Source organism: Micromonospora sp. WMMD1082, from assembly GCF_029626175.1.
Classification (GTDB): Bacteria; Actinomycetota; Actinomycetes; order Mycobacteriales; family Micromonosporaceae; genus Micromonospora.
This window is the reverse complement of the sequence record NZ_JARUBM010000002.1, coordinates 2,994,741-3,020,952: the sequence shown is the minus strand read 5'-3', so window position 1 is coordinate 3,020,952 and position 26,212 is coordinate 2,994,741. Positions and strand designations below refer to the sequence as shown.

General features: G+C 71.5%; 19 protein-coding genes. 6 read left to right on the top strand and 13 right to left on the bottom strand.

Annotated elements, in window-relative coordinates; all coding sequences use genetic code 11:
- Positions 1–39: 39 nt before the first annotated feature.
- Genes O7615_RS13905 through O7615_RS13890 form a run of 4 tightly spaced genes read right to left on the bottom strand, consistent with a single transcriptional unit; the run spans position 40 to position 6,857 of the window.
- Entirely contained in the window at positions 40–3,210 is a 3,171-nt protein-coding gene (locus O7615_RS13905; protein WP_278177932.1) for a DUF87 domain-containing protein, read from the bottom strand.
- Entirely contained in the window at positions 3,210–3,863 is a 654-nt protein-coding gene (locus O7615_RS13900; protein WP_278177931.1) for a hypothetical protein, read from the bottom strand. Before O7615_RS13900 ends, O7615_RS13905 begins: the two co-directional genes overlap by 1 nt.
- The gene (locus O7615_RS13895) at positions 3,850–4,854 is read right to left on the bottom strand and encodes a DUF559 domain-containing protein (RefSeq protein WP_278177929.1); all 1,005 of its coding nucleotides are present in this window, start codon (positions 4,852–4,854) and stop codon (positions 3,850–3,852) included. The genes O7615_RS13900 and O7615_RS13895 overlap by 14 nt, the downstream gene beginning before the upstream one ends.
- Positions 4,851–6,857, bottom strand: a complete 2,007-nt coding sequence (locus O7615_RS13890; RefSeq protein WP_278177927.1) for a hypothetical protein — start codon at positions 6,855–6,857, stop codon at positions 4,851–4,853. Before O7615_RS13890 ends, O7615_RS13895 begins: the two co-directional genes overlap by 4 nt.
- 720 nt (positions 6,858–7,577) lie before the next feature.
- Between O7615_RS13890 and O7615_RS13885 the strand changes: the two genes are divergently transcribed.
- Positions 7,578–8,060 carry a tetratricopeptide repeat protein gene (locus O7615_RS13885; protein ID WP_278177925.1) on the top strand — a complete coding sequence of 161 codons (483 nt, stop codon included), beginning with the start codon at positions 7,578–7,580 and terminating at the stop codon, positions 8,058–8,060.
- A gap of 13 nt (positions 8,061–8,073) precedes the next feature.
- Here the strand turns inward: O7615_RS13885 and O7615_RS13880 are convergent, their stop codons facing one another.
- Positions 8,074–8,571, bottom strand: coding sequence for a VOC family protein (locus tag O7615_RS13880; RefSeq protein WP_278177924.1), 498 nt, complete (start codon positions 8,569–8,571; stop codon positions 8,074–8,076).
- A 107-nt stretch (positions 8,572–8,678) separates the two neighbouring features.
- Here O7615_RS13880 and O7615_RS13875 point away from each other — a divergent pair, with 107 nt between their 5' ends.
- Complete coding sequence (locus O7615_RS13875; RefSeq protein ID WP_347405126.1) at positions 8,679–9,449, top strand: helix-turn-helix transcriptional regulator; 771 nt, start codon at positions 8,679–8,681, stop codon at positions 9,447–9,449.
- 170 nt (positions 9,450–9,619) lie between these two features.
- A complete protein-coding gene (locus O7615_RS13870; protein ID WP_278177923.1) occupies positions 9,620–10,705 on the top strand; it encodes a branched-chain amino acid aminotransferase in 1,086 nt (361 codons plus the stop codon).
- Between the two features lie 96 nt (positions 10,706–10,801).
- Here O7615_RS13870 and O7615_RS13865 read toward each other — a convergent pair whose 3' ends face one another.
- The 3 genes from O7615_RS13865 to O7615_RS13855 all read right to left on the bottom strand — a co-directional run bounded on the left by O7615_RS13865 (position 10,802) and on the right by O7615_RS13855 (position 15,239).
- Entirely contained in the window at positions 10,802–12,505 is a 1,704-nt protein-coding gene (locus O7615_RS13865) for a cellulose-binding domain-containing protein (protein ID WP_278177922.1), read from the bottom strand.
- A gap of 293 nt (positions 12,506–12,798) precedes the next feature.
- Positions 12,799–13,644 carry an NAD(P)H-binding protein gene (locus O7615_RS13860; RefSeq protein ID WP_278177921.1) on the bottom strand — a complete coding sequence of 282 codons (846 nt, stop codon included), beginning with the start codon at positions 13,642–13,644 and terminating at the stop codon, positions 12,799–12,801.
- Positions 13,641–15,239 carry an MFS transporter gene (locus O7615_RS13855; protein WP_278177920.1) on the bottom strand — a complete coding sequence of 533 codons (1,599 nt, stop codon included), beginning with the start codon at positions 15,237–15,239 and terminating at the stop codon, positions 13,641–13,643. The genes O7615_RS13860 and O7615_RS13855 overlap by 4 nt, the downstream gene beginning before the upstream one ends.
- A 164-nt stretch (positions 15,240–15,403) precedes the next feature.
- Here O7615_RS13855 and O7615_RS13850 point away from each other — a divergent pair, with 164 nt between their 5' ends.
- Positions 15,404–18,682: a BTAD domain-containing putative transcriptional regulator gene (locus tag O7615_RS13850; RefSeq protein WP_278177919.1), complete on the top strand. Its 3,279-nt coding sequence runs from the start codon at positions 15,404–15,406 to the stop codon at positions 18,680–18,682.
- A gap of 37 nt (positions 18,683–18,719) precedes the next feature.
- On the opposite strand, the gene O7615_RS13845 is transcribed toward O7615_RS13850, so the two are convergent.
- From O7615_RS13845 to O7615_RS13835, 3 genes are all read right to left on the bottom strand, one after another.
- Entirely contained in the window at positions 18,720–19,952 is a 1,233-nt protein-coding gene (locus tag O7615_RS13845) for an endo-1,4-beta-xylanase (RefSeq protein ID WP_278177918.1), read from the bottom strand.
- A gap of 148 nt (positions 19,953–20,100) precedes the next feature.
- Positions 20,101–21,153 (bottom strand): DUF2332 domain-containing protein, encoded by a 1,053-nt coding sequence (locus O7615_RS13840; RefSeq protein WP_278177917.1) that lies wholly within the window; start codon positions 21,151–21,153, stop codon positions 20,101–20,103.
- A gap of 75 nt (positions 21,154–21,228) precedes the next feature.
- Complete coding sequence (locus O7615_RS13835) at positions 21,229–21,933, bottom strand: TetR/AcrR family transcriptional regulator C-terminal domain-containing protein (protein WP_278177916.1); 705 nt, start codon at positions 21,931–21,933, stop codon at positions 21,229–21,231.
- Between the two features lie 102 nt (positions 21,934–22,035).
- On the opposite strand from O7615_RS13835, the gene O7615_RS13830 reads away from it, so the two are divergent.
- Both O7615_RS13830 and O7615_RS13825 read left to right on the top strand, forming a co-directional pair.
- Positions 22,036–22,731: a DUF4386 domain-containing protein gene (locus O7615_RS13830; RefSeq protein WP_278177915.1), complete on the top strand. Its 696-nt coding sequence runs from the start codon at positions 22,036–22,038 to the stop codon at positions 22,729–22,731.
- 37 nt (positions 22,732–22,768) lie between these two features.
- On the top strand, positions 22,769–23,275 hold the full coding sequence (locus O7615_RS13825; protein WP_278177914.1) for a hypothetical protein: 507 nt from the start codon (positions 22,769–22,771) through the stop codon (positions 23,273–23,275).
- Here the strand turns inward: O7615_RS13825 and O7615_RS13820 are convergent.
- Positions 23,219–23,707, bottom strand: coding sequence for a GNAT family N-acetyltransferase (locus tag O7615_RS13820; RefSeq protein WP_278177913.1), 489 nt, complete (start codon positions 23,705–23,707; stop codon positions 23,219–23,221). The two genes, O7615_RS13825 and O7615_RS13820, sit on opposite strands and share 57 nt — an antisense overlap.
- Before the next feature lie 50 nt (positions 23,708–23,757).
- Positions 23,758–26,091: a glycosyl hydrolase family 65 protein gene (locus tag O7615_RS13815; protein ID WP_278182096.1), complete on the bottom strand. Its 2,334-nt coding sequence runs from the start codon at positions 26,089–26,091 to the stop codon at positions 23,758–23,760.
- Positions 26,092–26,212 lie beyond the last annotated feature (121 nt).

Sequence of the window (26,212 nt, the reverse complement as noted above, 5' to 3'; positions counted from 1 at the left end):
CACCATAGTCGCGGTCGTCGCCACGGGCGCGCCGCCTGACTAGCGAGCCGTACCGCGAGCCCGGTCCAGCACCTCCTCGACGCTCAGCGGGCTGCGCGGGTGGTGGCTCAGCGAGAGCGGCGTCCTGATCTTCCGCGGCGCGGTGCCCTCGGCGGCGAGATAGAACTCGCCGACAGTCAGCCGGGAGATGTCCGGTACGTCCCCGCCCTTGGCCCTGGCCATCTCGCGTGCCGCCTCGATCTGGATCGGGCTGTTCATCAGGCCGTACAGCTGCGTTGCCGCATTGCCCGGGATGCGATTGTGCAGCCCCTTCGGCGCCTGGGTAGCGAAGATCAACCCCAGTCCGTACTTTCGTGCCTGGGCGGCCAGCACCAGAGTGCTCTGGGTGCAGGCCGTCATCGCCCCCGAGGGGGCGAACGTCTGCGCCTCGTCCAGGATGAGCAACCCCAGCAGCGGCCGATCGCCTGCCGGGTTCTTCTTGATCCAGGCGAAGAGCGCCATCTGGAGCTGGTTGACGAAGCTCTGGCGGACGTCGTCGGAGGGCAGGCCGACGAGGCTGACGACCGACACCCGGGCCCGCTTACCGTGCTCGGGTGTGAGCAGGACACCGGGATCCATCGGCGTGCCCTCGCCACCGAAGAGCGGGTCGTTCACCATGGCAGCGGTCAGGGTCTGCGCCAGGCTGAGACCGATCTTGTCGGCATCGTCGAGATCGATGATGCCGTCCGGAAGATCGGCCAGCGTGTCGATGAGACCCTTCAACCGGGTGCCCCCGCGCCGGCCGTAGTGCTCGACGGCCTTGCGTAGCACCGCCAGCCCCAGGTGCGCCTTGCTGGCCCGGCCGGTGACCATGGCACGTGGTGCGAGGGACGCGACGGCCGCCTCGACGGCCTCGCCGAACTCGTCCGGATCGTCGCGCACACTGACGAAGTCGGGCAGTGGCTGGAAGCTCAGCGGGCGGCCCGACGTGCGCCGCGGTGTCCAGACGACGACATCGGTGTGCGCCAGATAGTCCTGTGCTTTGGCCGCATCGCCCGGTCGCCACTGGGCGGGTGGCTCGGGCCATCCCTCGCCGAGGCGGGCGAGGTCGTTGTTGGGATCAAGCACGATGGCCGACACACCCTCGCGGGCGCACTCCTCGACGATGCGGCGGATGAGTACGGTCTTGCCCGAGCCCGAGCCGGCGAAGATCGTGGTGTGCTTCCGGAGTGCCTCGAGAGCCAGCGGGACGGGCATCTCGTCGTCGTACCCGTACCCGACGACGAACGACGGCTCGGCCGCCGTCGCGGTCGTCGTCGGTGGAGCCGGCTCGACCGGCTGTGCGATCTCCACGGGTGCCGGATCGGATCCGCCGCCCGCCGTCCAGCCGTCGACGTCCGCCAGAGCGTGCTGGAGGAACTTGAGGTCCCGGGTCGGGCGGCGTTCGGCCAGCCATCCCTGCAGGTCCATCGTGGCCTCGGCGAGCATGACCTGGAGTGCCGAGAGGATGCGTAGGTCCTCGTCGTCCACGCGGATCGTCTGCCCGCCGGCTTCGGTGAACGCACCGATGGCCTTCTGGGTGCCCGCGCTGGTCGACCATCTGCCCTTCCGGAGCAGGAACAGCTTGCGTTTGGCCAGGCCGGTATCGAGGGCGGACGCTACGCAGGCCTTCCGGAGACGGGCCAGCGCCGCGTTGCCGTGATGGTCGTCGCTGATCGCCCGGAAACACCAGTGCACCTGATCCTCGGTGCGTTCGTCGAGCGTCAGGCGTAGCCGGGCGTGCAGCGGCGGATCGGTGCTCGGCGGCGGGTCGACGCTGAACGCCTCCCCGGCGTCGCCCCGTTCCAGGATCCAGGCGGTGAGCCCGGCGGCGAGCAGTGGTGGCATCACCTCGTCCTCCGATGCCCGCTGGAGCGGCGCGGTGATGTCGGCGACGGCCCTCAGCTCGGCGAAGCGGGTGTCGTAGCGGTCCATCTCCGCACTCGTGGTGGTGACCGGGGCGGGCCGGGGCGCACGCGGCTCCGCGGTGGGCGGCTCGCCGAGGCTGTCCAGCTCCTGGACCTCGTCGGCGGCGATGCAGGCGCGGACATGCCGGTCGATCTCGATGAGCAGCTGACGTGGGGTGAACGCCCGTGCCTCGCCGAAGGCGTGCGGGGACACCGGCCACGAGGGGTACGGCGGTGCGAACCCGACCTCGTGGTAGCGGAGGGCGAACCGCTTCTCGATGATCGCCCGGGCGAGGTCGGCGTCGTCGATCCGGCGCAGCGTCGGTGTCTCCCGGAACCGGTCGGCCACCGTGTCGGCGGCGGTGGACTTGATGATGGTCCACGAGTTCGGGATGCAGGCGAGGACGGTCAGGGTCCGTCGCGTCGTCTGTCGCAGCGACATGAGGCCGTCCGCCATCCGGGCCAGCATCAGCGCCTGTTCGGGGCTCATCGCGGCGGCGCCCACCAGAGAGGGATCGCCCTGGATCGCCAGCTGGGCGATCAGCGTGTCGATCTGGTCGATCGCCACGACCGACGGACCGGTGAGGGCCAGCAGCCAGGACAGGTCCTGCACGATCTGCTGAGCCGGACGAGGGGCGCGGCGCATGCCCCACACCGCGCGCTCGCCGGGAGTTACTTCGACTCCGGAGAGGAAGTAGTTCTCCGCGAGGTCGCGATGGGAGATGTCCTCGGAGGCGCTCAGAGCGAGTGCCCGAGCGGTTTCCTGGCAGGTCCGGGCCGCGTGGCGATCGAAGCCACCGAGCCCTTCCAGGAAGGCGTCGAGCGCAGCCCGGGTGAGTTCGGTGTCGCCCATGACGGCCCGGCGTGCCGTCCGGGGCGCGCCCACCATCGCCGACAGGCGCCGCAGCAACAGTTTGAGCTGAGTCTGCCGACTACCGGGCACCGGCCGGGACAGGCCGTCCAGCATCGCGGCCAGCACGTTGTCCCAGAAGCTCCCGGCGTCGAGCAGACTGACCAGGAAGAAGTAGCCGCCCTTTTCCTGCACCTGCTGGCGGATCCAGCCGAGCAGGTGGGTCTTGCCGGACCCGCGCTGGCCCTGGACAACCAGGCCGAGCGGGCTGCCGGCCGTGCTCGACCGGGCCTCGTCCACTCCGGCGAGCACATCCCGGACGACCGGGACGTGCAGGCCGTCGACGTGGAAGGGCAGTGGCCGCCACACGTCGTCGGGGACCGGCGCCCAGTTGAACCGCAGTGCCGCCAGGGCGGTGCGTTCGGCCTCGTTCATCACACGCCGATCGCGAGCAGGTGGTTCTCCTGGCCACCGAGGCGGAGCGCTGCCTTGATGTCCGCCTCGCTGAGCGTCTTCTGATTCGACTCCGGAACAAGGTTCACGCCGACCTCGCGGCTGAGCCGACGCAGCGAATCGTCCAGGTCGTCCCGTGGCACGTCGGCGAAGAACGGGCGGAGCCGGCGCAGGCTCACCCACGCCCCGGGCTCGGCGGCGAGGGCCTGGTACGCGCTGACGATGCGCGCCTTCAGCGGCCCGGACGGCTCCGGGGCCGGCGGGGAGGCCGGCGCGCGTACGTCGCTCAGCGCGAAGAGCTCGGTCAGCGTGGCACAACCGCTGCGCGCCAGGACACGATCACGCAGGCTGGCCTGCAGGGCGGTCAACGCGGCGCCGAGCGCCGAGGCGCCACGGAGCGTGAAGTCGAGGTCGTTCTGCACCCGTACCCAGCCCTTGTCGTCGAGCTGAAGGGCGTAGGTCGGTCCGCTCTTCCGGCTGGCCACGTAGTGCAGGCGGGTGAGCTTGTCCCGCTGCGGCTTGCGGACGTCCAGGCCGTACCGCTCGCGGAGTTCGGTGTTCAGCACCTCCCGCGCCTCGGCCATGAGTACGACGAGGATCGCGCTCTCGGATGCAGTCAGGTCATCGGCGGCCATGATGCCGTCCTTCCGCTATGTCCCGGCGACGCGCCCGCAGATAGGTACCGATCTGCTGGACCACGGCGCCGACATCGTGGGTTACTCGGGCGTTGGTGAAGCGCAGGACGGCGTACCCGTCCAGTTGCAGCTGGACGTCGCGCTGCCGGTCGGCCTCGAAGCGAACCGGGCGGCAGTGCTCCGGTCCGTCGATCTCCACCACGCAACGTTCGTCGGGCCACACCAGGTCGAGCCGTACCGGCGCGGCGAGGCGATGGGACTGGTAGCTCTGGTTCCACATCCGCCCGGCCGACCAGCTCTCGGCGGCAAGCGCCGCCTCCAATGTCTGCTCGACATGGCTCGCCGGGTGTGGCTTTCCGACGACCGTCCGGCCCTCGTCGGCCAGGTCGGACGAGGTGACCGGCGGCGCCAACCAGCACTTCGGGAGTCCGTCCAACTCGGCCGCGCCGGCTCCGATCAGCCAGACGACCGGGCCGCCGTGGTAGACGAGCCACGCGGCCCCCGCCGCGACGACGGCACCGTCGGCGTCGGCCGGTTCGACGAGCAACACGACCTTCCGCCGGCCGAACGCGTCGGCGACGAGGCGAGCCAGCGCGGCCGCCCGGGTACGCAACGGGAGGCACGTGGTGGCGGCTCGCCGTGCGGTCAGCGCGAAGGTGGCCAGGTCCGGCAGGAAGGAGCCGGGGTAGCGGTCGCGGCGTGCCCGTGCGGCGGCAGCCGCCCGGACCGCTGCGAGCCCGGCGGTGTCGGGACGGACTCCCCCGTCCACGTCTGGGAGCCACGCCGGCAACAGCTCGACGGCGACCTGTTCGAGTCGGTCCACCGCGGCGTGCACGAAGTCCGCCGGCATCGCGTGCCTCACGGCCGAGCGGTACACGACGGCGGCCAGCTCCGCATGGTTCCGGACGATCAGCATGGCCAGCGCGTCGATCTCGGCACCGGGCAGGGCGATGACGCGGTCCGACGGGACGTCGGCGAGGCCCCGGTTCACGACGCCGCGCCCGGATCGGCCGGTGTGCCGTCGGCGTGCAGCCCGCACGAGCGCAGCTTCAGGACAGCTGCGGCGGCTCCCATGTCCCTGCCGCAGTTCACCATCTTCAGCGCGACCAGCCGTTCGTCGGCGAACTGGGTGCCCGCGTTCACCTCGGCCCGCAGCCCCTCCTCGTCCCGAAGCTCGAACAGCAGCGTGGTGAGCTGCTCGGCGCCATGCGGGCGGCCCTCGACCACCGCGCTCCGGAGTGCATCGATCTGCGCCTCCGCGCCGCTGGTGGTCGGGTCCGGCTCACCCGCCTGCAGTTTGCTCAGCCGGTTCGCCGCCGACTCGTCGCCGGCGTCCGCCCGCACCGCCAGTTCCCCGAGGCGGCCCTGCGTGGCGAGCAACTCGGCAAGGAGATCCGCCGCGAGGCGATGCCCGGCGTCCGCGAGGTCCTCCAGGTCGGGCAGGAAGCCTCGGTCGGCGAGCAGGTACGTGAGATCGTCCACGGCGACGAGGTCACCGTCGGCGGCGCGTACCCGAAGGTCCGCGGTTTCGCCACCGTCGTCGAGGAGCTCCGCCAGTCGAACCTGATCCTGCGGTTCGGAGGTCCGCAGGCCCGCCGTACGGTCCCGGAGCGCGAGCACGTCGCGGAGCGCGTCGGTGACGGTGTCGTCGTCCGGCCTCTCCTGTGCCTGGTGCAGCAGGACGGAGACGGCCTCGGCGAGGCGATCCTGCCGGACGAGCAGATGGGCCAGTTGGACGTGGGCCGAGTCGTCGCCCAGTGCGCAGAGCCGGCGCAGCGCGCGCTCCTGAAGTGGGTGTCGCATGCGCGCGGCGGCCGCCTCCCGGACCCGGCGGACGTCGTCGGTGTCCTCCAGCCGGTCGATCAATGCCTCCCACAGGCTCTCCGGAGGGCACTGCGTACGGGCCTGCCGCAGACGCTGGACAAGGTAGTCGGCCGCGACGTATCCGGCGAGCGTGCCGGGGCGGCGACCCGGCCGGGGAGACAGCGCCGCGACCGCGCCGTGCACGGGTGTGATGGCGTACGCGAGGGCGTCGTCCAGCCACCGTGCGGTATCGGTCACGCGCTCGGACGGAAGCAGGTAGCCCGCCATGGCGTCGACCAGGAGTTCCGGTGCGAGGGGCGTGTGGACGCCGAGCCGGCGCGCATCGGCCGCGGCCGTGATGGCCGCTCTCGCGTACGGCGGGGCCTGTTCCCACCGGTGGAGCAGATCCGGACCGGCGGCCAGCACCTGGGTCAGTCCGGCGTCCCTGCTACCCAGAGCGATGCGGATGCGGGCGTCCGTCTGAGCGACCCGCTCCGCCGTCCGGCGCTCGTGGTCGCGCAGCGTCGACTCGACACTGATCACCTCGGCGAGTTCGAGCAGGGTGCGGTCGTCGGCATGCCGATCGGGCAGCCCGACGGGTCGCAACTCCTTGCGAGCGGTGTACTCCTCGGACCAGAGCGTGCCGACCACGATCATGCGGGCGTTCTTGAGTGAGCTCACGGCGGCTCTGGTCAGCGGTGGTGTGGAGCTGAGGAAACGGTGCAACTCGTCCAGCCACACCACGGTCCGCTCGGCCGGCTCGTGCAGCAGTTGCAGGATCTCCTGGGTGGTCGCCGGCTGGGCCACCGACCAGTCTGGCACCGTGCCGTTGACGGCCTCGTACAGCGACCGGGTCTTGCCGGTCGACGAGCCACCCACCAGCAGGACGAAGCAGCCCCACTCGGCTCCCCGGCGGATGAGAGTCGAGAGGTCGCGATCGAAGTACCGGCCGACGTACAGCGGCAGCTCATCGACCGTGTCCGGTGCCCGGATCGCGGCGTGTATGCCGAGTTCGCGCGGGGACACGTCCGTGAAGCGAGGGACGCCGGGACCCCGGTCGGCGTGCGCGGCGATCCGTTCCCAGGTGGCCAACACCTGCGCACGATCGGTCTCCGGCAGGTCCATGGCGCCGACGAAGCTCTCCACGATCGGACGGGGCATGGCTCGCTTGCCCTGTAGCAGATCGCTCATCGTGCTGCGCTTCAGCTCCCGGTTGCCGTCACGACCAGCGGTGCGCGTCCGGCGTTCGAGGTCCGCATAGGACAAACCGGATCTTGTCTTCAGCAGTGACAGGCACATGGCGAGATCGCGCCAGTTACGAGCGGTCGAAAGATCGAGGAGGGGGGTGGTGGCCAGCGCTATCAACCCCTCCCACCATCGACCCCGGACGTCCCGGAACAGGGTACGAATCGTCTTCGGCCAGCGCCATACCGCCGGCTTCAGGCCTCCGGAGCATTCCCATTTTCTCCGGCCTCCTCCGGAGCTCTCGACCAAAAGCATCCGCCCAGCTCAACCTGGTTTCGGTCAGCCGGGGTCGGGCGGCCACTTACCAGCAGGGGGTCGTCATGCACCAGTGGACAGTCGTGTTTCAGACCGCGAGTGAATTCTTCTCCGCCGTCGGAGCAGTGGTTCCCTTGATCATAATCATGAGGGGAGGCGGCAATCGCATCAATGATCGCGGCAGTGCGAACAGGTGCGTGGTGCGCACTCGTGTTCGGATCTGCCGCAATCTCCCAGCGACAGCAACGTCGGCTCCTTGCCCCTCCACCTCTCCATCTTCATCGCCGTCGATCATGAAGTTGGCGGGTGTTCTGGAGATCGAAGTCCCCGCTAACTCCATGATCAACGGGGTGGGGTCCGGGTGGGGTGGTGGGGGTGGGCGGGAGAAGTAGGATCCGGAGGTCGTTGTGGGTGAGTCGTGCGGGAGTAGCAGATGATCACCATGCAACGCTCGCCCACATCAACCAAGGGGTGCAGCTGCATCATCATCAGGGCCAGCGGGAGGCTGCTCGGGACCTCTTCGCGCAGATCTGGGATGAGATCGGCGGGGAGCGCGGCGATCCTCTGCACGTGTGCGTCCTCGCGCACGCGATGGCCGACGTGCAGGACGACGTCCACGAGGAACTGGTCTGGGATCAGCGGGCGCTGGCCGCGGCCGACATGCTCACCGATGCCCGGGTAGCGCAGGCCGGGGTGACGCTGCCGGTGGCCGGCCTGTATCCGTCGCTGCACCTCAATCTGGGTGAGTGCTATCGCAAGCTCGGCGATCTCGACCGGGCCCGCGACTGCCTCCAGCGTGCGCAGGCGGGGATCGGCGCGCTGGGCGACGACGAGTACGCGCAGCTGATCAAGAGCGGCCTGGATCGGCTGGCGCAGCAGCTGACCTCCAGGTAGGCGTACGCCGCAATCAGGCCTGTTGCTTGGCCCACTCGGCGACCCGGCGGGCGCTCTCCTCCTCCGAGAGGTCCTCGACCCGGGTCATGATCGACCACCGCACTCCAAACGGATCCCGGATGCTGGCGAAGCGGTCACCGGATACGAAGGTGGAGAGTGGCTCGCGGATGGTGGCACCGGCCGCCTCGGCGCGGGCGACGAGGGCGTCGGCGTCAGAACAGTAGAGGCCGATGGAGTAGCAGTCCTTGTCTCCCTCGGGCGGGGCGACGAGGCCGTAGTCGGGCATCGGCTCACCAAGTTGCAGCAGCCCGTTGCCGAAGTCGAGCACGGCGTGCGCGACGATCCCGGACATCTCCGTCACGTCCACGACCCGGGCCCCGAACACGTCCCGGTAGAAGTCGATCGCGCCTCGCGCGTCGGGGACGGCCAGGAACGGGGTCAGGGTGGTCGTGCCGTGCGGAATGCCGTTGGTGGTGTGCTCGCCGGTGGCGGCCATGGTCGACTCGGTCATGGAACGTGACCGTACCGACGTGGGCGCGGGCGGGCTTGGAAATGCGCGACATCTCGTACCGTGGGGCGGTGAGCCTGGCATCTCGGGGCATCCTGTACCCGGCGCGGCTGCCGACGTTTCATCGGGTCGCGGCGCCCGAGCGGGTGGCGGCGTTGGTGCGCTGGTTCTGGATCCCGGAATGGCGGATCGCCCCGGGCCGGTCCTCACGGCAGCATCTGATCTCCTTTCCCGCCTGCAACCTGGTGGTCGAGCCGCATGCCGTCGGCTTCGCCGGCCCCACCACCCGAGCCTCGCATCGCGACCTGACGGGGACCGGGTGGGCGGTCGGCGCCCTCCTGCGACCGGCGGCGGTGCCGGCGTTCACCGACGATCCCACGGCCCTGCGCGACTCCTATCGGTCGATGCCGCTGCCGACCCTGCACGCTGTGGTGTCCGGGGCGATGACCGGCCCGGGGAACCAGCAGGCCCGTCACCGCCACGCCGTCGAGGCCTTCACCGACCTGCTGTGTGAGACCGTCCCGGCGCCCTCCCCGGAGGCCCTGTTGGCCAACGCCATGGCCGAGATCATCGACACCGACCCGGCGGTGTTGACCGCCGGGGACGTGGCCGGGCACCTGCACGTGTCGGTCCGGACGCTGCAACGACTGGCTCGCCGCTACGTCGGGTTGTCGCCGGTGGCGATGATCCGACGGCGCCGTCTCCAGGAGGCGGCCGACCGGCTCCGCGCCGAACCCAGTGGGAGCCTGGCGGAGGTCGCCGCAGAGCTCGGCTACACCGATCATGCCCACCTGGCCAACGAGTTCCGGGCGGCCCTGGGGTTGACCCTCAGCGGCTACCGCCGCGAGGTGCACCGCCCGGACCTCGAGCACGGGACGTAGGACGAGGAACTCTGGCGGAGACCGAACGGCGCCCTGCCGGGTCCGCCCGCCTGACCACCGCCCATTGTGAAGACCAGGTGGTACGACGTGACGACGAGCCGCGCCGGGCTCTGCTGACCGGCGAAGCGCGGGTATCCTGCACGAGCCACCCGACGCATTGAGGAACAGCCATGAGTTTACGGTTTGCCTTGCAGTTGAACCCGAACCCGGTGAACCCGACGCGGCGGGCCGAGATCATGGCCGACCCCGGCTTCGGCCGGCATTTCACCGACCACATGGCGCGGGCGGTGTGGACGCCGGACGGCGGCTGGCAGGATTCCGAGATCATCCCGTTCGGCCCGATACCCATGCATCCGGCGGCGGCGGTCTTGCACTACGCGCAGGAGATCTTCGAGGGGATGAAGGCGTACCGGCACGCTGACGGGTCGATCTGGTCGTTCCGGCCGGCGGCCAATGGCGAGCGCTTCGCCCGCTCGGCGCAGCGGCTGGCATTGCCGGAGCTGCCGGTGCCCGACTTCATGGCGGCGATCGAAGGGCTCGTCGCCGCCGATCAGGTCTGGGTTCCGCAGGAGGGTGAGAACAGCCTCTACCTGCGGCCCTTCATGTTCGCGTCCGAGCCGTTCCTGGGCGTCCGCCCCGCCAACGAGGTCACCTTCATGGTGATCGCCTGCCCGGTGGGCGCGTACTTTTCCGGCGGGGTCAAGCCCGTCTCGATCTGGCTTTCCTCGACGTACACCCGAGCCGCGCGCGGGGGGACCGGCGAGGCCAAGTGCGGCGGCAACTACGCCGCCAGTCTGGCTCCGATGATCGAGGCGGCCGCGCATCAGTGCGAGCAGGTCTGTTTCCTGGACGCCGCGGAGGGCCGGTACGTCGAGGAACTCGGCGGCATGAATCTCTTCTTCGTGACCGCTGACGGCCGGATCGTCACGCCCGAGCTCGGCACGATCCTTGAGGGCGTCACCCGTGGGTCGATCCTCATCCTCGCCAAGGAGCTGGGGCTGGAGGTCGAGGAACGCCCGGTGGCCATCTCGGAGTGGCAGGAGGGCGCGGCCACCGGCGCGATCACCGAGGTCTTCGCCTGCGGCACCGGCGCCGTGGTGACCCCGGTTGGCCGGCTGGTCTGGGAGGGTGGCGAGGTGACCGCGCCGATGACCGGCGCCGACGACTCGGTGGCGATGCGGGTGCGTCGCCAGCTGATGGACATCCAGTACGGTCGGGCCGCCGATCCGTACGGCTGGATGACCCGCCTCGCCTGACCGCCTGCCGGCGCCCAGTCGACCGGCGCTGCGCCTCCACGGCGGAGGGCCCACGGCGGATGTCTCCGCCGCAGGCCCTCCCACCAGCGGGGTTACTCAGTTCGGCGCGTGGATGTGATCGGCGCCCCAGTCCCTCGTCGCACCTCGGACGAAGAGCTGCGTGGCGGAGTTGCCCGAGAAGTACTGCTGGATCGAGCCGTTGAACGGTGTGCTGGAGACGTTGCGGCCGTACGCGTCGGTGTACACCGTGCTCGGGCCGCTGTTCTGCACCACGAAGAAGCCCGGCCGGAACTCCCGCAGGGTGCCCTTGAACGGCGAGCGCGAGTCGTCCCAGGCGAGCTGCTGCCCGGTCTGCTGAGTGACCCGCCGAGCCTGGTCACAGTAGTCGCCACCCGCGAGGTCCGTGTAGCACAGGTCCACGATCCGCCCCAGCCGGTCGGGCTTGGCCGGGTCGTAGTAGCGCGCCGGGTTGACCACGTAGAACAGCGGTGCAAGGCGGAAGTTCAGCCCGGAACCGGTGACCTGGAAGTCGGAGAACCAGAAGTCGTCCATGTCGGACACCGTGAACGGCACCGGGTTGGGGTAGAGCGGATCGCGGTGGGTACGGCCCTCCCGGATCGCCTGCACGCAACCCGGCTCGGTGATCAGACGGCCGAGCGACCGGCTCTCCGACGGCGAGTCCGCCGGCACCGCGGGCCCGACGTTGATGAACTGGCCGCCGAAGCCCGGGCATTCGCTGGGACTGAACCCGCCGGCCCGGCCGATCGGAATCATCAGGCTGAACCTGGCCTCGGTGACCGCCCCGCCGTTGCTCTGCTGGCACCGGCTGTTGTAGATCAGCTCGTGGATGTTGTTGGTGAAGGCGTCCTTCGAGTGGGTGCCCTGGTGGAACTTGAGTAGCACGTCGCAGACGGCGATGGTGGTGCCCTGCGGTGGGAAGAAGCTGGTGCCGTTGTCACCCTGGATGACATTGACGTTGTTGACCGTCAGCACCTTGTGCCCGACGTGGTCCTCGTGCCGCTGACTGCTCGCGGGGAGCGTCGACGCCATCACCTCGCTGGTGTAGCCGAAGGCCGGCCACCCGGCGGTGGAGAACAGGTCGGACGGTCGCGGGTCGTCACCGTGCTCGTGCCCGAAGTTGCACCCGCTCGAGTCGCGGGTCGGGTGCCAGGTGGGGTAGACCTTCCCGTCGGGACCGTACGTCCAGTAGCGCGCGTGGATGTCCGTCGAGCACTCGCCGCTGCGCGGCGTGTAGTCGGTCCCGTTGCGGATCCGGTCGTACGCCTGGCTGGTCTGCGCCCCCGCCGGCGGCAGCCCCTGTCCCCAGTTCGGGTTGCCCGGCGGGTTGCTGGGCGGTGGGGTGCTGGGCGGCGGATTGGTGGGGGGCGGGGTGCTGGGCGGCGGATTGGTGGGGGTCGGGGTCGGATTGCCGGTCGACGGCGCGCCCGTGCAGGTCGTGCCGTTCATGGCGAAGCTGGCCGGCACCGGGTTGCTGCCGTTCCACGTCCCGTTGAAGCCGAACGAGGCGCTCGCCCCGGTGGCGAGGCTTCCGTTGTGGCTGACGCTGCGTGCGGTGACCTGGCTGCCGCTCTGCGAAACGGTCGAGTTCCAGGCCTGACTGACCTGCTGGCCACTGGCGAACGTCCAGGTCAGCGTCCATGAGCTGACCGGATCCCCGAGATTGGTCAGCGTCACGTTTCCGGTGAAGCCGCCCGACCACTGGGCGTCGACCGAGTAGGTGACGCCGCAACCGGTGGCGGCGTGTGCGGGGGTGAGTGAGACGGCCATACCCCCGGTCACGGCGAGCACGGTCACCGCCGCGGCCGATAACAGCCGCGATCGATAGCGATTGATGCGCATGATCCCTCCAGGCGGAGTCGGTGGGTTACTCCGGCGGAGCTGCCTGATCCTGCCAGGTCACATACAGCACACCCGGACGAAACTCACTGCCACACACGGGCGGGATCACGTTGAGGCCGCCCTCAGCCTCGACGTCCAGCTCTGTCATTGACGATTATGAATCGGAATACGCCAGCGTGGCAACCGTACTTTGTCGGTTCCCACTCTTCGCCTCGACGCACCGGCGGGCCGCCTCAGGGCCGGAACGCGGCGGCGTGCGCGGCCGCCCACTGGGCGAAGGTGCGCCCGGGCCGGCCGGTCACCTCTTCCACGGCCGGCGACACCGTGCGTCCCTCGACGGGAGTATCGGTGAACCACGCGACCATGAAGTCGATGAGTTCCTCGGCGTAGCCCGACGCCCGCCACCGCTGACGCGCCTCTTCCTCGGTCAACTCGATGAACGGGATGTGCCGGTCGAGCGTCGCGCCGATCGTACGGATCATCTCGCGGGGGGACAGCACCTCCGGTCCGGTCAGGGTGTAGCTCCTGCCGGCGTGACCCCCGTCGACCAGGGCGATCGCGGCGACCTCGGCGATGTCGGCCTCGTGGAGCACGGCGCTCGGCCGGTCGGCGAAGGGCTCTCGGACCACCCCGTCGGCGCGGATGGACTCGGCCGCCCACTCCAGCACGTTCGTCATGATCTCCTGGGGCAGCAGGCGGGTCCACTCGACGTCACTGTGCTCGGCCGCGTGTTCCACCGGTCCGGGGTCGCCGCTGGTCAGCAGGGTGACCCGGCGGGCGCCGGCCCGGCTGATCAGGTCGACCACCGCTGGCGGGGTCTGCCCGCCGTGGTAGTCGTCACCGCCCAACGTGTCCTCGATGAAGTCGCGTGTGATCAGGTGCACGGCGGTCACGCCGCGCAGGGCCGGACCGAGTCCGTCCGGGTCGGCGAGATCGCCTCCGACCACCTCGACACCGGCCGGCAGCCGCGCCGTCTCCGGGAAGCGGGTCAACGCGCGTACCGGCTCGCCCCGGCGCAGCAGCGCGACGATCAGCTCGCGGCCGACGTGTCCGGTCGCCCCGGTCACCAGGATCGTCACCGCTTCGTCCTCTCCTCGTAGGCGGCCGGTTCGGGCTGGTCGGCGGCGTGGCCAGCCGACGCCTCACCGAGCGGGCGTACGTGGCGCAGCAGCGTCACCGTCAGCCCGGCCAGGATGATCAGCAGTACCGCGCTCACCCCGGCGGCGACGTTGAATCCGCTGGTGAAGGCCGCGCGAGCGGTGTCGAGCACGTCGGCTCCCAGCGAGCCGGGTAGCTGTTCGGCCGCCGACATCGCACCGGCGAGGCTGTCCCGCGCGGACTCCGCCGCTGCCGGCGGCAGCTCGGCCGGGAGGCTGTCCGACACCTGGTTGCGGTAGACGACGGTCCCGAGGCTACCCAGGGTGGCGACCCCCACGGCGATGCCGAACTCGCCGCTCGTCTCGGGCAGGGCTGCCGCCGAGCCGGCCTTCTCCGGCGGCGCGGTGGCGATGACCATGTCGGTGGTGAGCACCATCATCGGCGCGGTGCCCAGGAAGACCACGACCATGCCGGAGAGCAGCAGCCCGAGGCCCGGTGCGCTGTCGACCTGGGTGAGGACCAGCAGGCCAGCGGCCATGGCGAGCAGCCCGGCCGCCACCAGATACGGGGGCGGCAGCCGGCGGGCCACCAGTGGGATGAGGACGGAGACGGTCATCTCGATCAGGGCGGCGGGCATGAGGGTCAGTCCGGCGCGCAGCGGCGACAGGCCCGCGACGAGTTGCAGGTACTGGGTGACGAACAGATAGACCCCGCCGATGCTCGCCATGCCGATCAGCACGATCGCCAGCGCGGTGCTGAACGAGCGGTTGGTGAACAGCCGCAGGTCCAGCAACGGGTCGGCGAGGCTCAGCTGGCGCCGGACGAACACCAGCCCGAACCCGACACCGAGGATGACGAACAGGATCGGTACGGCGGCGAAGCCATCCTTGGCCAGCTCCTTGAAGCCGTACATGAACGGCAGGATCGCCGCCAACGAGAGCAGCACGCTGCGCAGGTCCACGGTCCCGGCCTGCGGGTGGCGATACTCCGGCAGCAGCACCGGCCCCAGCGCCAGCAGCAGGACCATGACGGGCACTCCGAGCAGGAACACCGAGCCCCACCAGAACCACTCGAGCAGCGCTCCGCCGACCACCGGGCCGAGGATGGCGCCACCGGAGAACGCCGCCATCCAGACGCCGATGGCGAAGGCACGTTGCTTGCGGTCGGTGAACATGACGCTGAGCAGCGCGAGGCTGGAAGGCATCAGGGTGGCGGCGCTGATCCCCAGCAGCGCCCGGGTCACGATGAGCATCGTCGCGCTGGTGGAGTAGGCCGCGGCAAGCGAGGCGAGGCCGAAGGCGACCGCCCCGACGAGGAGCAGCCGGCGGCGGCCGATCCGGTCGCCGAGCGTACCGAAGGTGATCAGGAATCCGGCCATCATGAAGCCGTAGATGTCCATGATCCACAACATCTCTGCCCCGTCGGGCAGGAGATCCGCGCTCAGGTGCGGTAGTGCCAGGAACAGGACGGTGTTGTCCAGCGCCAACAGCAGTACCGGCAGGAACAGGACGCCCAGACCGAGCCATTCCCGCTTCCCGGCACGGCCGCCAGGTGTGGGCGGGCTGGTCACCGACATGTCGGACTCCTTCGACTCGGCAGCTCGTGACAGCCTCGTCCGGGGTCCTGCGGGACGACTGTGGTGTCGCTGCCGGTCCGCTGTTGGTCCTGGCGGCAGGCTCGGTCGTGGCGGTCAGCCGGGCTCGGTCCTGGCGGCCGCCGGGCTCGGTTAGCGTGACAGCCATGCGCTTCGGAATCCTCGGTCCGCTGGCGGTGTGGACCGATGCCGGAGACCTGGTCACGGTGCCCGAACTCAAGACCCGGGCGCTCTTGGCCGACCTGCTGGTCCACGCCGGCCGGGCGGTACCCGCGGAACGCCTGATCGACGATCTGTGGGGCGAGCGGTTGCCGGACAATCCCGCCAACGCCCTGCAGGGGAGAGTGTCCGCGCTGCGGCGCGCGCTGGAGGCGGCCGAGCCCGGCGGGCGGGCGCTGGTGGCCTACCGGCCGCCGGGGTACGTGCTCCAGATAGCCGCCGAACAACTCGACGCCAGCCGGTTCCAGGACCTGCTCGCGGAGGCCCAGGCGACTGGCGCTGCGAGGGCCAGGGCCGGCCTGCTCGCCGACGCCCTCGCGCTGTGGCGAGGGTCGGCGCTGGCCGACTTCGCCGACGCGACGTTCGTCCGGTCACAGGTGATCAGCCTGGCGGAGCAGCGGTTGGTCGCCCTGGAGGAGCGGGCCGAGGTCCGGCTGGAGCTGGGTGAAGACCTCCTGCTGGTGGGCGAGCTGAGCGACCTGGTGGACCGGTACCCGTTGCGGGAGCGGCTGCGGGCGCTGCACATGCGTGCCCTGTATCGGACCGGCCGGCAGAGCGAGGCCCTGGCCAGCTACCGCGACCTGGGGCAACGGTTACGCGACGAGCTCGGCATCGATCCCGGCGCGCAGGTCGCCGCGCTGCACCAGGCGATCCTGCGGCAGGACCCGGCGCTGGAGCCAGCGCCGGCACCGGCATCCGCACCGGCACCGGCGGTGCGTGGCACGTCGTTGCCCGCGCCGGTCACCGCGCTGGTCGGTCGCTCCTCGGCGGTCGAGGAGGTGGCCGCGCTGCTGCGGGCGAACCGGCTGGTCACGCTCACCGGGCCGGGCGGGGTCGGGAAGACCCGCCTGGCGCTGGAGGTCGCCGCCCGGCTGGCCACGAGCGTGGCCGACGGCGTACGGCTGGTGGAGCTGGCCCTCGCCGACCAGCCGGCACAGGGCGACCAGCGGGCCCAGGGCGGCCAGCCGACCGGCGGTGGCCAGGCCAGCGTGCCCGAGCTGATGACCACCGCGCTGGACATCCGCGACGATGCCCGATCGACCGGCCCGAGCGGGCGGGGGCATACCGGCCCGAGCGAGCGGCTCGTCGGTGCGCTAAGCGACCGGCAGCTGCTGCTCGTCCTCGACAACTGCGAGCACGTGGTCGGGCCGGTCGCCGAGCTGGCCGACCGGCTCCTGGCCGCCGCACCCGAGTTACGCATCCTGGCCACCAGCCAGGAGCCGCTGCGGGTCGATGGCGAGGTGGTGTGGTCGGTGCCGCCGTTGGGCGCGCCCCTCGACCCGACGGAGGTGGACCCGGCGACGCTCGGACGGTACGCGGCCGTGCGGCTCTTCGTCGCCCGAGCGGCGGCGGCCGCGCCCGGATTCGCACTCGACCGGGGCAACGCGGAAGCGGTGGCGACGATCTGCCGGCGTCTGGACGGCATCCCGCTGGGGTTGGAGCTCGCCGCCGCCCGGGTTCCCGCGCTCGGCGTCCACGAGCTGGCCGCCCGGCTCGACGACCGGTTCCGGCTGCTGACCGCAGGCCGCCGGCACGCCCCACCGCGCCAGCAGACGCTCCGGGCGATGATCGACTGGAGCTGGGAGCTGCTGGAGCGCGGCGAGCGCGTGCTCCTGCGCCGGCTCGCAGCGCAGGCAGGGAGCAGCACCCTGGCCGCGATCGAAGCCATCTGCGCGGATGACCGCATCGAGCCGGGTGACATTCCCGAACTGGTGGCACGGTTGGTGGACCGTTCCCTGGTCATGGTGGTCGACGGGCCGCGGGGCCAGCGCGGGTTCAAGCTGCTGGAGTCCGTCCAGGCGTACTGCCTGGAGCGGCTCCAGGAGGCCGGGGAACTCCTCGCCACCCGCGCCCGGCAGCTGCGCTTCTACACCGGGCTGGCCGAGCGCGCCGATCAGCACCTGCGTGGACCCGAGCAGCGCGAGTGGCTGGACCGTCTGGACGGCGAGACCGCCAACCTCCGGGCCGCGCTCGACGGCGCGGCGCTGCTACCGGACGCGACCCGGGCGCTACGGCTGGGTAACGCGCTGACCTGGTACTGGGTCCTGCGCGGCCGGCTCGGTGAGTTGCACCGGTCGCTGGGCGCCGCGCTGGCGGTCCCGGGCCCCGCGCCGGCCGTCCTCCGCGCCCGGGCGGTCGTGTGGCGCGCCGCGCTCGCCTTCGGAACGGGTGACCAGACCGACTGGGAAACCCAGCGCGGCACGGTGCTCTCCGCGCTCGACGCGCTCGACGACCCACTCGACCGGGCCCGCAGCGAGTGGACGCTGGGCTACTGCCTGACCAGCGTCGGCACCGGCGCGGAGACCGCCGGCGCCGACCTGATCGAGCGCTCGCTGTCGGCGTTCCGGGCCCTCGGCGACCGGTGGGGGATGGCGGCGGCGCTGGCCGTCCGCGGCTCCCAGGCGCACCGGCGTAAGGACATCGCGGGGGCCACGCGGGACAGCGAGCAGAGCATGGCGTGGTTCCGCGAGTTGGGGGACCAGTGGGGTCAGTCGATGGCCGCCAGCAACCTCGGTGATCTGGCCATCCTGACCGGAGACTACGCGCAGGCGGACCGGCTGCACCGGACGGCGCTGGGCATAGCCGAGGAGATGGGGCTGTGGGTGGACGCGTCGTTTGTCCTGTCCGGCCTCGGCCGGATCGCGCTGCTGACCGGTGACGACGCCTCGGCGAGGGGCTACTTCGACCGGGCGCTGCGGCTGGCCACCGACCACTTCGTCACGGTGGCGATGGAGCTTGCCGAGGTCGGGCTGGGGTGCGTCGCCCGCCGGGAGGCCGACCTCGACCGGGCCGAGGAGCATCTGCGCAGTTGGCTGGAGTGGAACCGCGGCAGCCGGGCGTACGACCGGGTGGCGGTGATCCTGACCGAACTCGGCGCCGTCGCGGGCCAGCGCGGTCACGCCGAGGCCGCGCTGCACCTGTGCCACGACGGCCTCGCCGCGGCCCGCGCCAGCGGGAACCGGTGGCTGGTGGCGCTGGCCACGGAGCGACTGGCGGCTGCGTACGCGCTGGCCGGCCGGTACGGCCACGCGGCTCGGGCCCTCGGGGCGGCCGATGGCGTACGGGCGTCGGTGGGCGTGCCGGCGCCACCGAGCGAGCAGCACGAGCTGGCACTGGTCACCGCCGCCGTGCGCACTGCGCTGGGTGACGACGGGTTCGCCGCCGAGTTCGCCCGCGCCGAGGTGGTAGCGCCCGAACTCCGCTGAGCGAGCGCAGCGGGCGAATCATCAGCCGCCGTTACCGTCAGTCGAGGTCTGTCGTGGCCGTCGTCGGGGTGGCGTCGATGGTGAACCGCGCCGTGCGGTCGCCGACGGAGAGCGTGTAGTCGCCGAGGAACCCTTCCACGGTGACGGTGCCGTCGGTGCCGGTACGCATGGCGGTGGGTGGCAGCCACCACTCGCCGTTGACGAGTGCGTCGAGCGCGTCGTACGACGGCTTGGGGCTGCCGTCGGCGCGGAGCAGGCCGGCGGGGGCGCCGAGCCATGCGCCGTTGTCGGTGATTCCCCAGTAGTTGATCGACTGGACCGCCGGGTGGGCGATCAGGGACCGGTAGTGCCGTACCACCTCGTCGGCCTGCCGGGCCTCGCCCTCGGCGGTCGTCGGCCACTCCGGGATCTGGTAGTCGTTGAGATCCTCGATCTCGGGTGGCATGAGGTGGCCGGAGACCAGCGTGGTCTCGGTCAGGTGCAGCGGCAGGCCGTAGCGGGCGAACCGGTCGAGCACGTCCTGCATGTACTCCTCGCCCCGATACCCCTGGTGCATGTGGGTCTGCAACCCGATCGCGTCGATCCGGATGCCGGCTTCGAGCACACCCTCGATCAGGCATTCGTACGCCGAGCTGAGGTCGAAGTCGTTGAGCACCAGGGTCGCCGCCGGGTTGGCCGCGCGGGCCTCCTCGAACGCCAGCCGCACCATGTGGATGCGGCCCCGGGCGCGGGCGAGCCGGGTGATCGCGTTGTCCCCGTTGGCGAAGATGGGCATGATCACGGCCTCGTTGATCGCGTCCCAGACGTCGATGACGCCGGCGAACCCGCCGACGAGGTCACGGATGCGGGCACGCAGCAGCAGTTCGACCTCGTCGAGGTCGAGGTCGAGCAGCCACGACGGCTGCACGGTGTGCCAGACGAGCGGATGCCCCTTGACCGTGACGCCACGGTCGGCGAACCATCGCGCCGTCCTGGTCAGGCGCTCGACGTCGGTGGCGCCGCGCTGCGGCTCGTAGCTGCCCCAGTAGAACGGCAGGGTCGCGGTGTTGAAGAGGTCGAGCCACAGACCGCCGAAGCGCTCGACGTCGACGGACCCCTCGGCAGCGGGGCCGCCCACCAGGTCGACGAAGTCGAAGCCGATGTTTCCGAAGGCGAAGGCGTGCCGCTGCTGGGCAACCGTCACGACCTGGTCGGCGAGTGCCCGCTGGTCGGGCCCCCGGACGACGAGCGTGATCTTCCCCTTGCGGTGCCGCAGGCTGCTGTCAGACATGACGCCTCTCCTCTGCCGAGCCCTGACCGTCAACGGCCTCCATGATCGCGCGACCCGCCCGACCCGTCACCCAGCACATACTGATCGTGCATACGGCCGCACGGAGGGTGAGGAGAGGGAGGGTCTCGTACCGAACGGTTCCTGGTCCTCAGCGCGGGTCGTTGATAGCCGGGAGAGGTTCCAGCCAGGCCAGGTGGCCGTCGGCGACGGCGATGGTCCGGCGTCCGGTCGCATCGGTCGCGGTCAGCCCGTAGCCCGGCCGTCCGGAGGGTGCGACGCGCTGATCGTCCTCGAGCGCCAGATGCAGCATCGGACCGTCCGTGCCGAAGGCGGCCACCGCGGCGTCGAAGGCCGGGCGTTCCTCGGCCGGCACGTGGATGCGGGTTGCGGTGTGTACGACCAGCCGGGGCAGCCCGGGCGGGAGCGTGGCCGCGGCCTCGGGGCCGATCTCGATGGCGTTCCCGGCCAGGATCCGCGGCGGGTCGGCCGCCACGACGTCCATCGCCGCCCGCAACTGCGCCGCCTGGTGCCGGTTCTCCGGCCACACGAGGGCGCGCAGCCATGCCCTGTCCTCCTCGTCGGTGAGGTCGGGCGGGGCGAGGTCGATGCCGACCGCGTCCGCGATCTCGGGTAGCTGATCCAGATCGGGCAGCAGGTCGGCCTCCGGCACCTCGACCCCGATGTGGACCGGCGAGGTGCGGTCGCCGTAGCTCGCGCCGCCGACGGTGAAGGCGTAACGATCGGCGCGTAGGTTCAGGCCCGCACTGCAGCCCACCTCGACGACGCACACCGGCCCCGGCGTCGTACGGCGCAGGAGCGCCAGGCCGAGCCGTGGCACCACGGCGCGCTGCACGTGGTTGGTCTGCACGAGGCGCGTGCCGAGCAGCGACGCGATCTGGCCGGCGTACGCCGCGCAGAAGCGCGCGAAGGCGGGGCCGGTCTCCTCGTCGACCGGGCGGGCGGAGTCGCCGACCACCGACGGGTAGTACGCGGCCAGCGGGTCGGGCACGCCGCCTAGCAGCAGGTGGTGGACGGCGCCGAAGAGCGCGAACGTCGGCTGCTGGCCGTGCCGCGTCCGCGCCGCCAGGTGGAGCAGTGCCTCGTCCTCGGCGACCACCGCGAGCAGTCGGCTGTACAGCGCAGAGCTGCCGAACCCACGCGCCGTACGGAACGTCTCCGCCACCTTCTCGATGTCACGCATCACGCGACACTAGCGGCGTCCGTCCCGAGCGGACCGACCGCGACACCGCCGCCAGCCTCGACCGCGACACCGCCGTCAGCCGCGAGCGCGGTCGAGGCCGTCGAAGAGCAGGTCGAGGGTGAACTCGAACTCGGTCTGGCTGTCGCACCAGCCGAGCGTGGGGTCGGCGGCGTCGTGCACCTCGGCGGCGACCATCGCCGTCAGGTGGGGCAGGTGCGCCGCCATCGCGGCCAGTTCCGCCTCCGCGGCGTCGACGTCGGTCTCCCCGCCCGCCGCCGCCGGCTGGAAGACCTCCTGGGCGAAGCCGAGCGCCAGGCTCCCGAACGCGTGCAGCGCCCGGTGCGCGATCCGGTACGAGAATCCGCCGTCGAGCAGGGTGGCGATGATCCCGTCGTAGTAGCCGTACACCCCGGCGGGGACGTTCGGCCGCGAGCTGAGCAGCCCGGGCGCCCACGGGTGGCGCAGCATCACCGCGCGGGCGGCGAGGAAGCGTTGCCGCAGACGGGTACGCCAGTCTCCGCCGGCCGTGTTCGCCTCGGCCCGGCCGGCCGCCGCCGCCTCGATCTCGGCGACGACGGCTTCGGCGAGGCCGTCGAGCAGGCCCTCCTTGCCGGGCAGGTGGTGGTAGAGCGACATCGCCTCGACGCCGAGCCCGGCGGCGAGCCGGCGCATCGTCAGCGCCGGCAGCCCCTCCGCGTCCACCAGCGCGATCGCGGCGGTCAGCGCCCGGTCACGACTCAACGGCTCCCGAGGCTTCTTCGCTCCCATGCGGCTTCCCATCTTCCTTTACCTTACATCGTATGGTTGCCTTACGTCGTAAGGCGCGTCTTTCCCGAACCGTCGTCGGGGCGCGCCGGTGCCGACCCCACCGAAGGAGCCGCCATGCACCCCCTGACCCGCACCGCCCGCACGACCGGGCTGTTCTACCTCGCTCTCGCCGTCACCGGGGCACTGGGATTCCTCACCGTCCGCCCCCAGCTCTTCGTGGCCGGCGACGCCGGCGCGACCCTCGGCAACCTCGTCGCCCACGAGTCGCTGGCGCGCGTCGGGATCGCCCTGGAACTGCTCATCGTCCTCACCCAGACGCTCACCGCCGTCTGGTTCTTCCGCCTGTTCCGCACGGTCGACGCCATCGCCGCCGGCAGCATCGCCGCCTTCGGCATGGTCAACGCCATCGCCATCCTGGGCAGCGCCGCCCTGCTCGCCACCGCGACCGAGGTGGCGACCGGCCCGCTCGGCGGTGCCGCCGACACCGTCCAGCTGCTCTACCTCGTCAGCGGCAACCTGTGGATCGTGGGCGGGCTGTTCTTCGGCCTCTGGCTCGTACCGATGGGCTGGTGCGTGCTCCGGTCGGGGTGGCTGCCCCGGCCCCTCGGCTGGATCCTCGTCGCCGGTGGCGCCGGCTACGTGCTCAGCGCCTTCGTCGCGTACCTCGCTCCCGGGGCCGGGATCGTCGCCGACCTGCTGGTGGTCCCGGCCTCGGTGGGCGAGTTCTGGATTCTCGGCTACCTGATCATCTTCGGGGTCCGGAAGCCCCGCCCTGTCGTTGATCCGGTTGTGCCCGCCGCCCGCCGGTGACCACGGTGGGGGCGCCGAGAGTCCGGGAGGGACGCCGATGACCAACCAACGCGAGACCGTCGAGGTCGACCCCGCCCTGTTCCAGGCCGTCTACGACTCGCCCGCCTCGCTGCCGGGCCGGCACCGCTGGACCACACCCGAGTCCGATGTACGACGGATCGAGAAGCTGCTCAACATGCCACCGCGCACCATCGGCGCCCCGCTCTGGGTCAGCGGTGACCAGCCGGACTGCCCGAAGTGCGGTCGCCGGATCACCTGGTACGACATCGTCTCCTCGGCCCTGAAGGGCGTGCACGACCCGATGATGATCGCCACGGTGATCCTCGGTGACCGCCGTTACGTCAACACCGGTCTACCCGACGCCATCCCGGGGGTGCGCTGCGCCGACTGTCGCTCACCGATCGAGGGCCTGCGCAGCTTCAAGTGCCACAACTGGGCGTACGCCTTCGAGGAGCTGGCCGCCGTGCGGCAGCGGATGTCCGGCGGGTCAGTCCTCGGCGACCAGGGTGAGCACGTGCCGCAGCCCGGGGCGCCCGTCCAGTGACACCCCGCCGGCCGGGATGAACCCGACGCGCCGCAGCACCGCCAGCGAGGCGGCGTTGTCCATGGTGGTCGCGGCGGTCAGCCGGCGCAGCCCGTACGCCTCGCGGGCGAGGGTCGCCACCCGCCGTACGCCGTCGGTGGCGACCCCGCGCCCGGCGGCCCGGCGGGCCACCCGGTAGCCCAGCTCGGCCTCCCCCGCCGCCACGTCGACCAGGTTGAACCGGCCGATCACCTGCCCGTCGTCGAGCAGGAGGTGGAAGTGGCACCGGCCGGTGGCCTGCTCGGTGAGGAGCGCGGCGTGCCGGGCGGCGAACTCGGCGAAGTAGTCGTCGCCCCGATCCGGCACCGAGCGCGCGAACCATTCGCGGTTCTCCCGCTCGAACGCGAGCAGGGCGTCGGCATGCTCGGCGGCAAGCCGTTCCAGCTCAGGCACCCGCACACCCTAGCGCCGCACACCGTTGACCGGGCCCGCACACCACGGCCTCAGCGGCGGGCGGGGCGGCGGCCGGGCGGGGAGGGAGGCTCGGGACCGGGGTCGGGTACCCGAGGCATGGGACGGGTTGTCGGCTCGCCGGCGGTCACCCGGAGCCGCTCGCCGTGGTGCCACAGCTCGATGGCGGTGCCGGGCCCGGCGTCGGGCAGCTCGTAGCGGGCCTCGTCGGCGGTCAGCGTGACCAGCAGTCGGTGACCGTGCCAGCGCACACTGAACGCGAGCCGGTCGATCCGGCCGGGCAGCCGGGGGTCGAACGACAGCAGTTCACGGTCGTCACGCAGCCCGCCGAAGCCCTGCGCCAGGGCCAGCCAGGCCCCGCCCAGCGAGGCCAGGTGCAACCCGTCGCCGGTCTTGTCGCCGAGATCCTCGAGATCCTGCAACACCGACTCGGCAAACAGGTCGTACGCCAGGTCGAGGTGACCCAGTTCGGCGGCGAGCACCCCCTGCGGGGCGGCGGACAGCGACGAGTCGCGGACGGTCCGCGCCTCGTAGTAGGCGAAGTTGGCCGCCTTCTCCTCGGCGGTGAACTCGCCCGGGCAGCGCAGCATGGCCAGCACCAGGTCGGCCTGCTTGACCACCTGGTGGCGGTACAGCTCCAGGTAGGGGAAGTGCAGCAGCAGCGGGTAGTCCTCGTCGCCGGTGCCGGCGAAGTCCCACTCCGGCTGGGCCGTGAAGCCGGCTGCCTGCTGGTGCACCCCGCGCTTCGGGTCGTACGGCACGGTCATCGCGGCCGCCGCGGCCCGCCAGCCGGCCGCCTCGACCGGATCGACGCCCAGCCGGTCGGCCGCCGCGGGGTGCCGCTCGACGGCGTCGGCCGCGCCGCGCAGGTTCCGCCGGGCCATCAGGTTGGTGAACAGATTGTCGTCGACCAGCGCCGCGTACTCGTCGGGGCCGGTGACGCCGACGATGTGGAACGCGCCGTCGTCGGCGAAGTGCCCGAAGCCGTGCCAGAGCCGGGCGGTGGCCACCAGCAGGTCCAGCCCTTCACCGGCGAGGAAGTCCTCGTCGCCGGTGGCGCCCACGTAGCGCAGCACCGCGTCGGCGATGTCGGCATTGACGTGCAGCGCGGCCGTGCCGGCCGGCCAGTAGCCGGAGCATTCCCGGCCGCCGATGGTTCGCCACGGGAAGGTCGCGCCGGTCAGCCGCAGCTCCGCCGCGCGTGCGAGCGCCTCGGGCAGGTGCGCGTGGCGCCAGCGCAGGGCCGACCGGGCCACCTCGGGGGCGACGTACGTCAGCACCGGCAGCACGTACTCCTCGGTGTCCCAGAGCACGTGCCCGTCGTAACCGTTGCCGGTCAGCCCCTTGGCGGGGATGGCCCGGTCGCCGTCCGCACGGCCCGCCTGGATCAGGTGGAACATCGCGAACCGGATCGCCAGCTGCAACTCGTCGTCGCCGTCGAGCAGCACGTCCGCGGTGCGCCAGGCGGCGTCGAGGGCGGCACGCTGCGCGGCGAGCAGGGCCTCGAATCCCTCCGTACGCGCGGCGTCCACCTCGGCCAGCACCTCCCCGGCCAGCGCGTCGGGCGACGGGCCGTCGACGGGTGCCCACTCGTACGCCACGAACTTGGTGAGCCGTACCCGCTCGCCCGGCCGCAGCGACCCGGCGAGGGTGAGCCGGATCCGGTCCGGGGTGACGTCCCAGGTGGCGTCCTGTTCGGCGGCGAAGTGCTCCGGAACCGTCGGCCGGTGCGCGACGGCGACGGCGACCCGCTGCCCGCTGCGCTCGGTGCGGTGCACCAGCACCCCGTCGGCGCCGTCGACGCGGTGCAGCTCCGCGATCAGCGGCTCGTGGATCAGCGAGGCGGCGCGCGGGTCGTCGGCGCGTTCCGGTACGCGCTCGTTGGCCAGCAGGTCCGCGTGGATCCGCACCTCGACCGGGCCGTCCAGGGGTTCCACCGTCCAGTCGACGGCGGCCACCCGGCGGCGGGGCAGCGACACCAGCCGGGTGCTGCGTACCCGCACCCCGTGCCCGGCCGGTGAAATCCATTCGGTGAGCCGTTCGACCACCCCGGCCCGCATGTCCAGCACCTGCTCGTGCAGGCGCAGCGTGCCGGTCCGCAGGTCCAGCGGCTCACCGCCGACCACGAGCCGGACGAGCGTGGCGTTCGGCGGGCTGATCACCGTGTCGCTGAGCTGCGGGAAGGCGTAGCCGTCCTCGGGATAGGTCAGCTCCCGGCGTTCGTGCAACCCGTTGAGGTAGCTGCCCGGCATGTCGATCGGCTCCCCCTCGTCGAGGGTGCCGCGCCAGCCCAGCCAGCCGTTGCTCAACGCGAAGACCGACTCGGTCTCGCCGAGCCGGTCCAGGTCGTCCCGGGTCCGCCGGATCCGCCAACGCTCGTCGTGACCGGGCTCGTCCGGGTGCCGCTCGGCCGGGTGCGGCGACGGCCGGTCTGGGGTGCGGTGCACGGTGCCTCCAGCGGAATCAGGTACCTCGGCAGCGAGATTT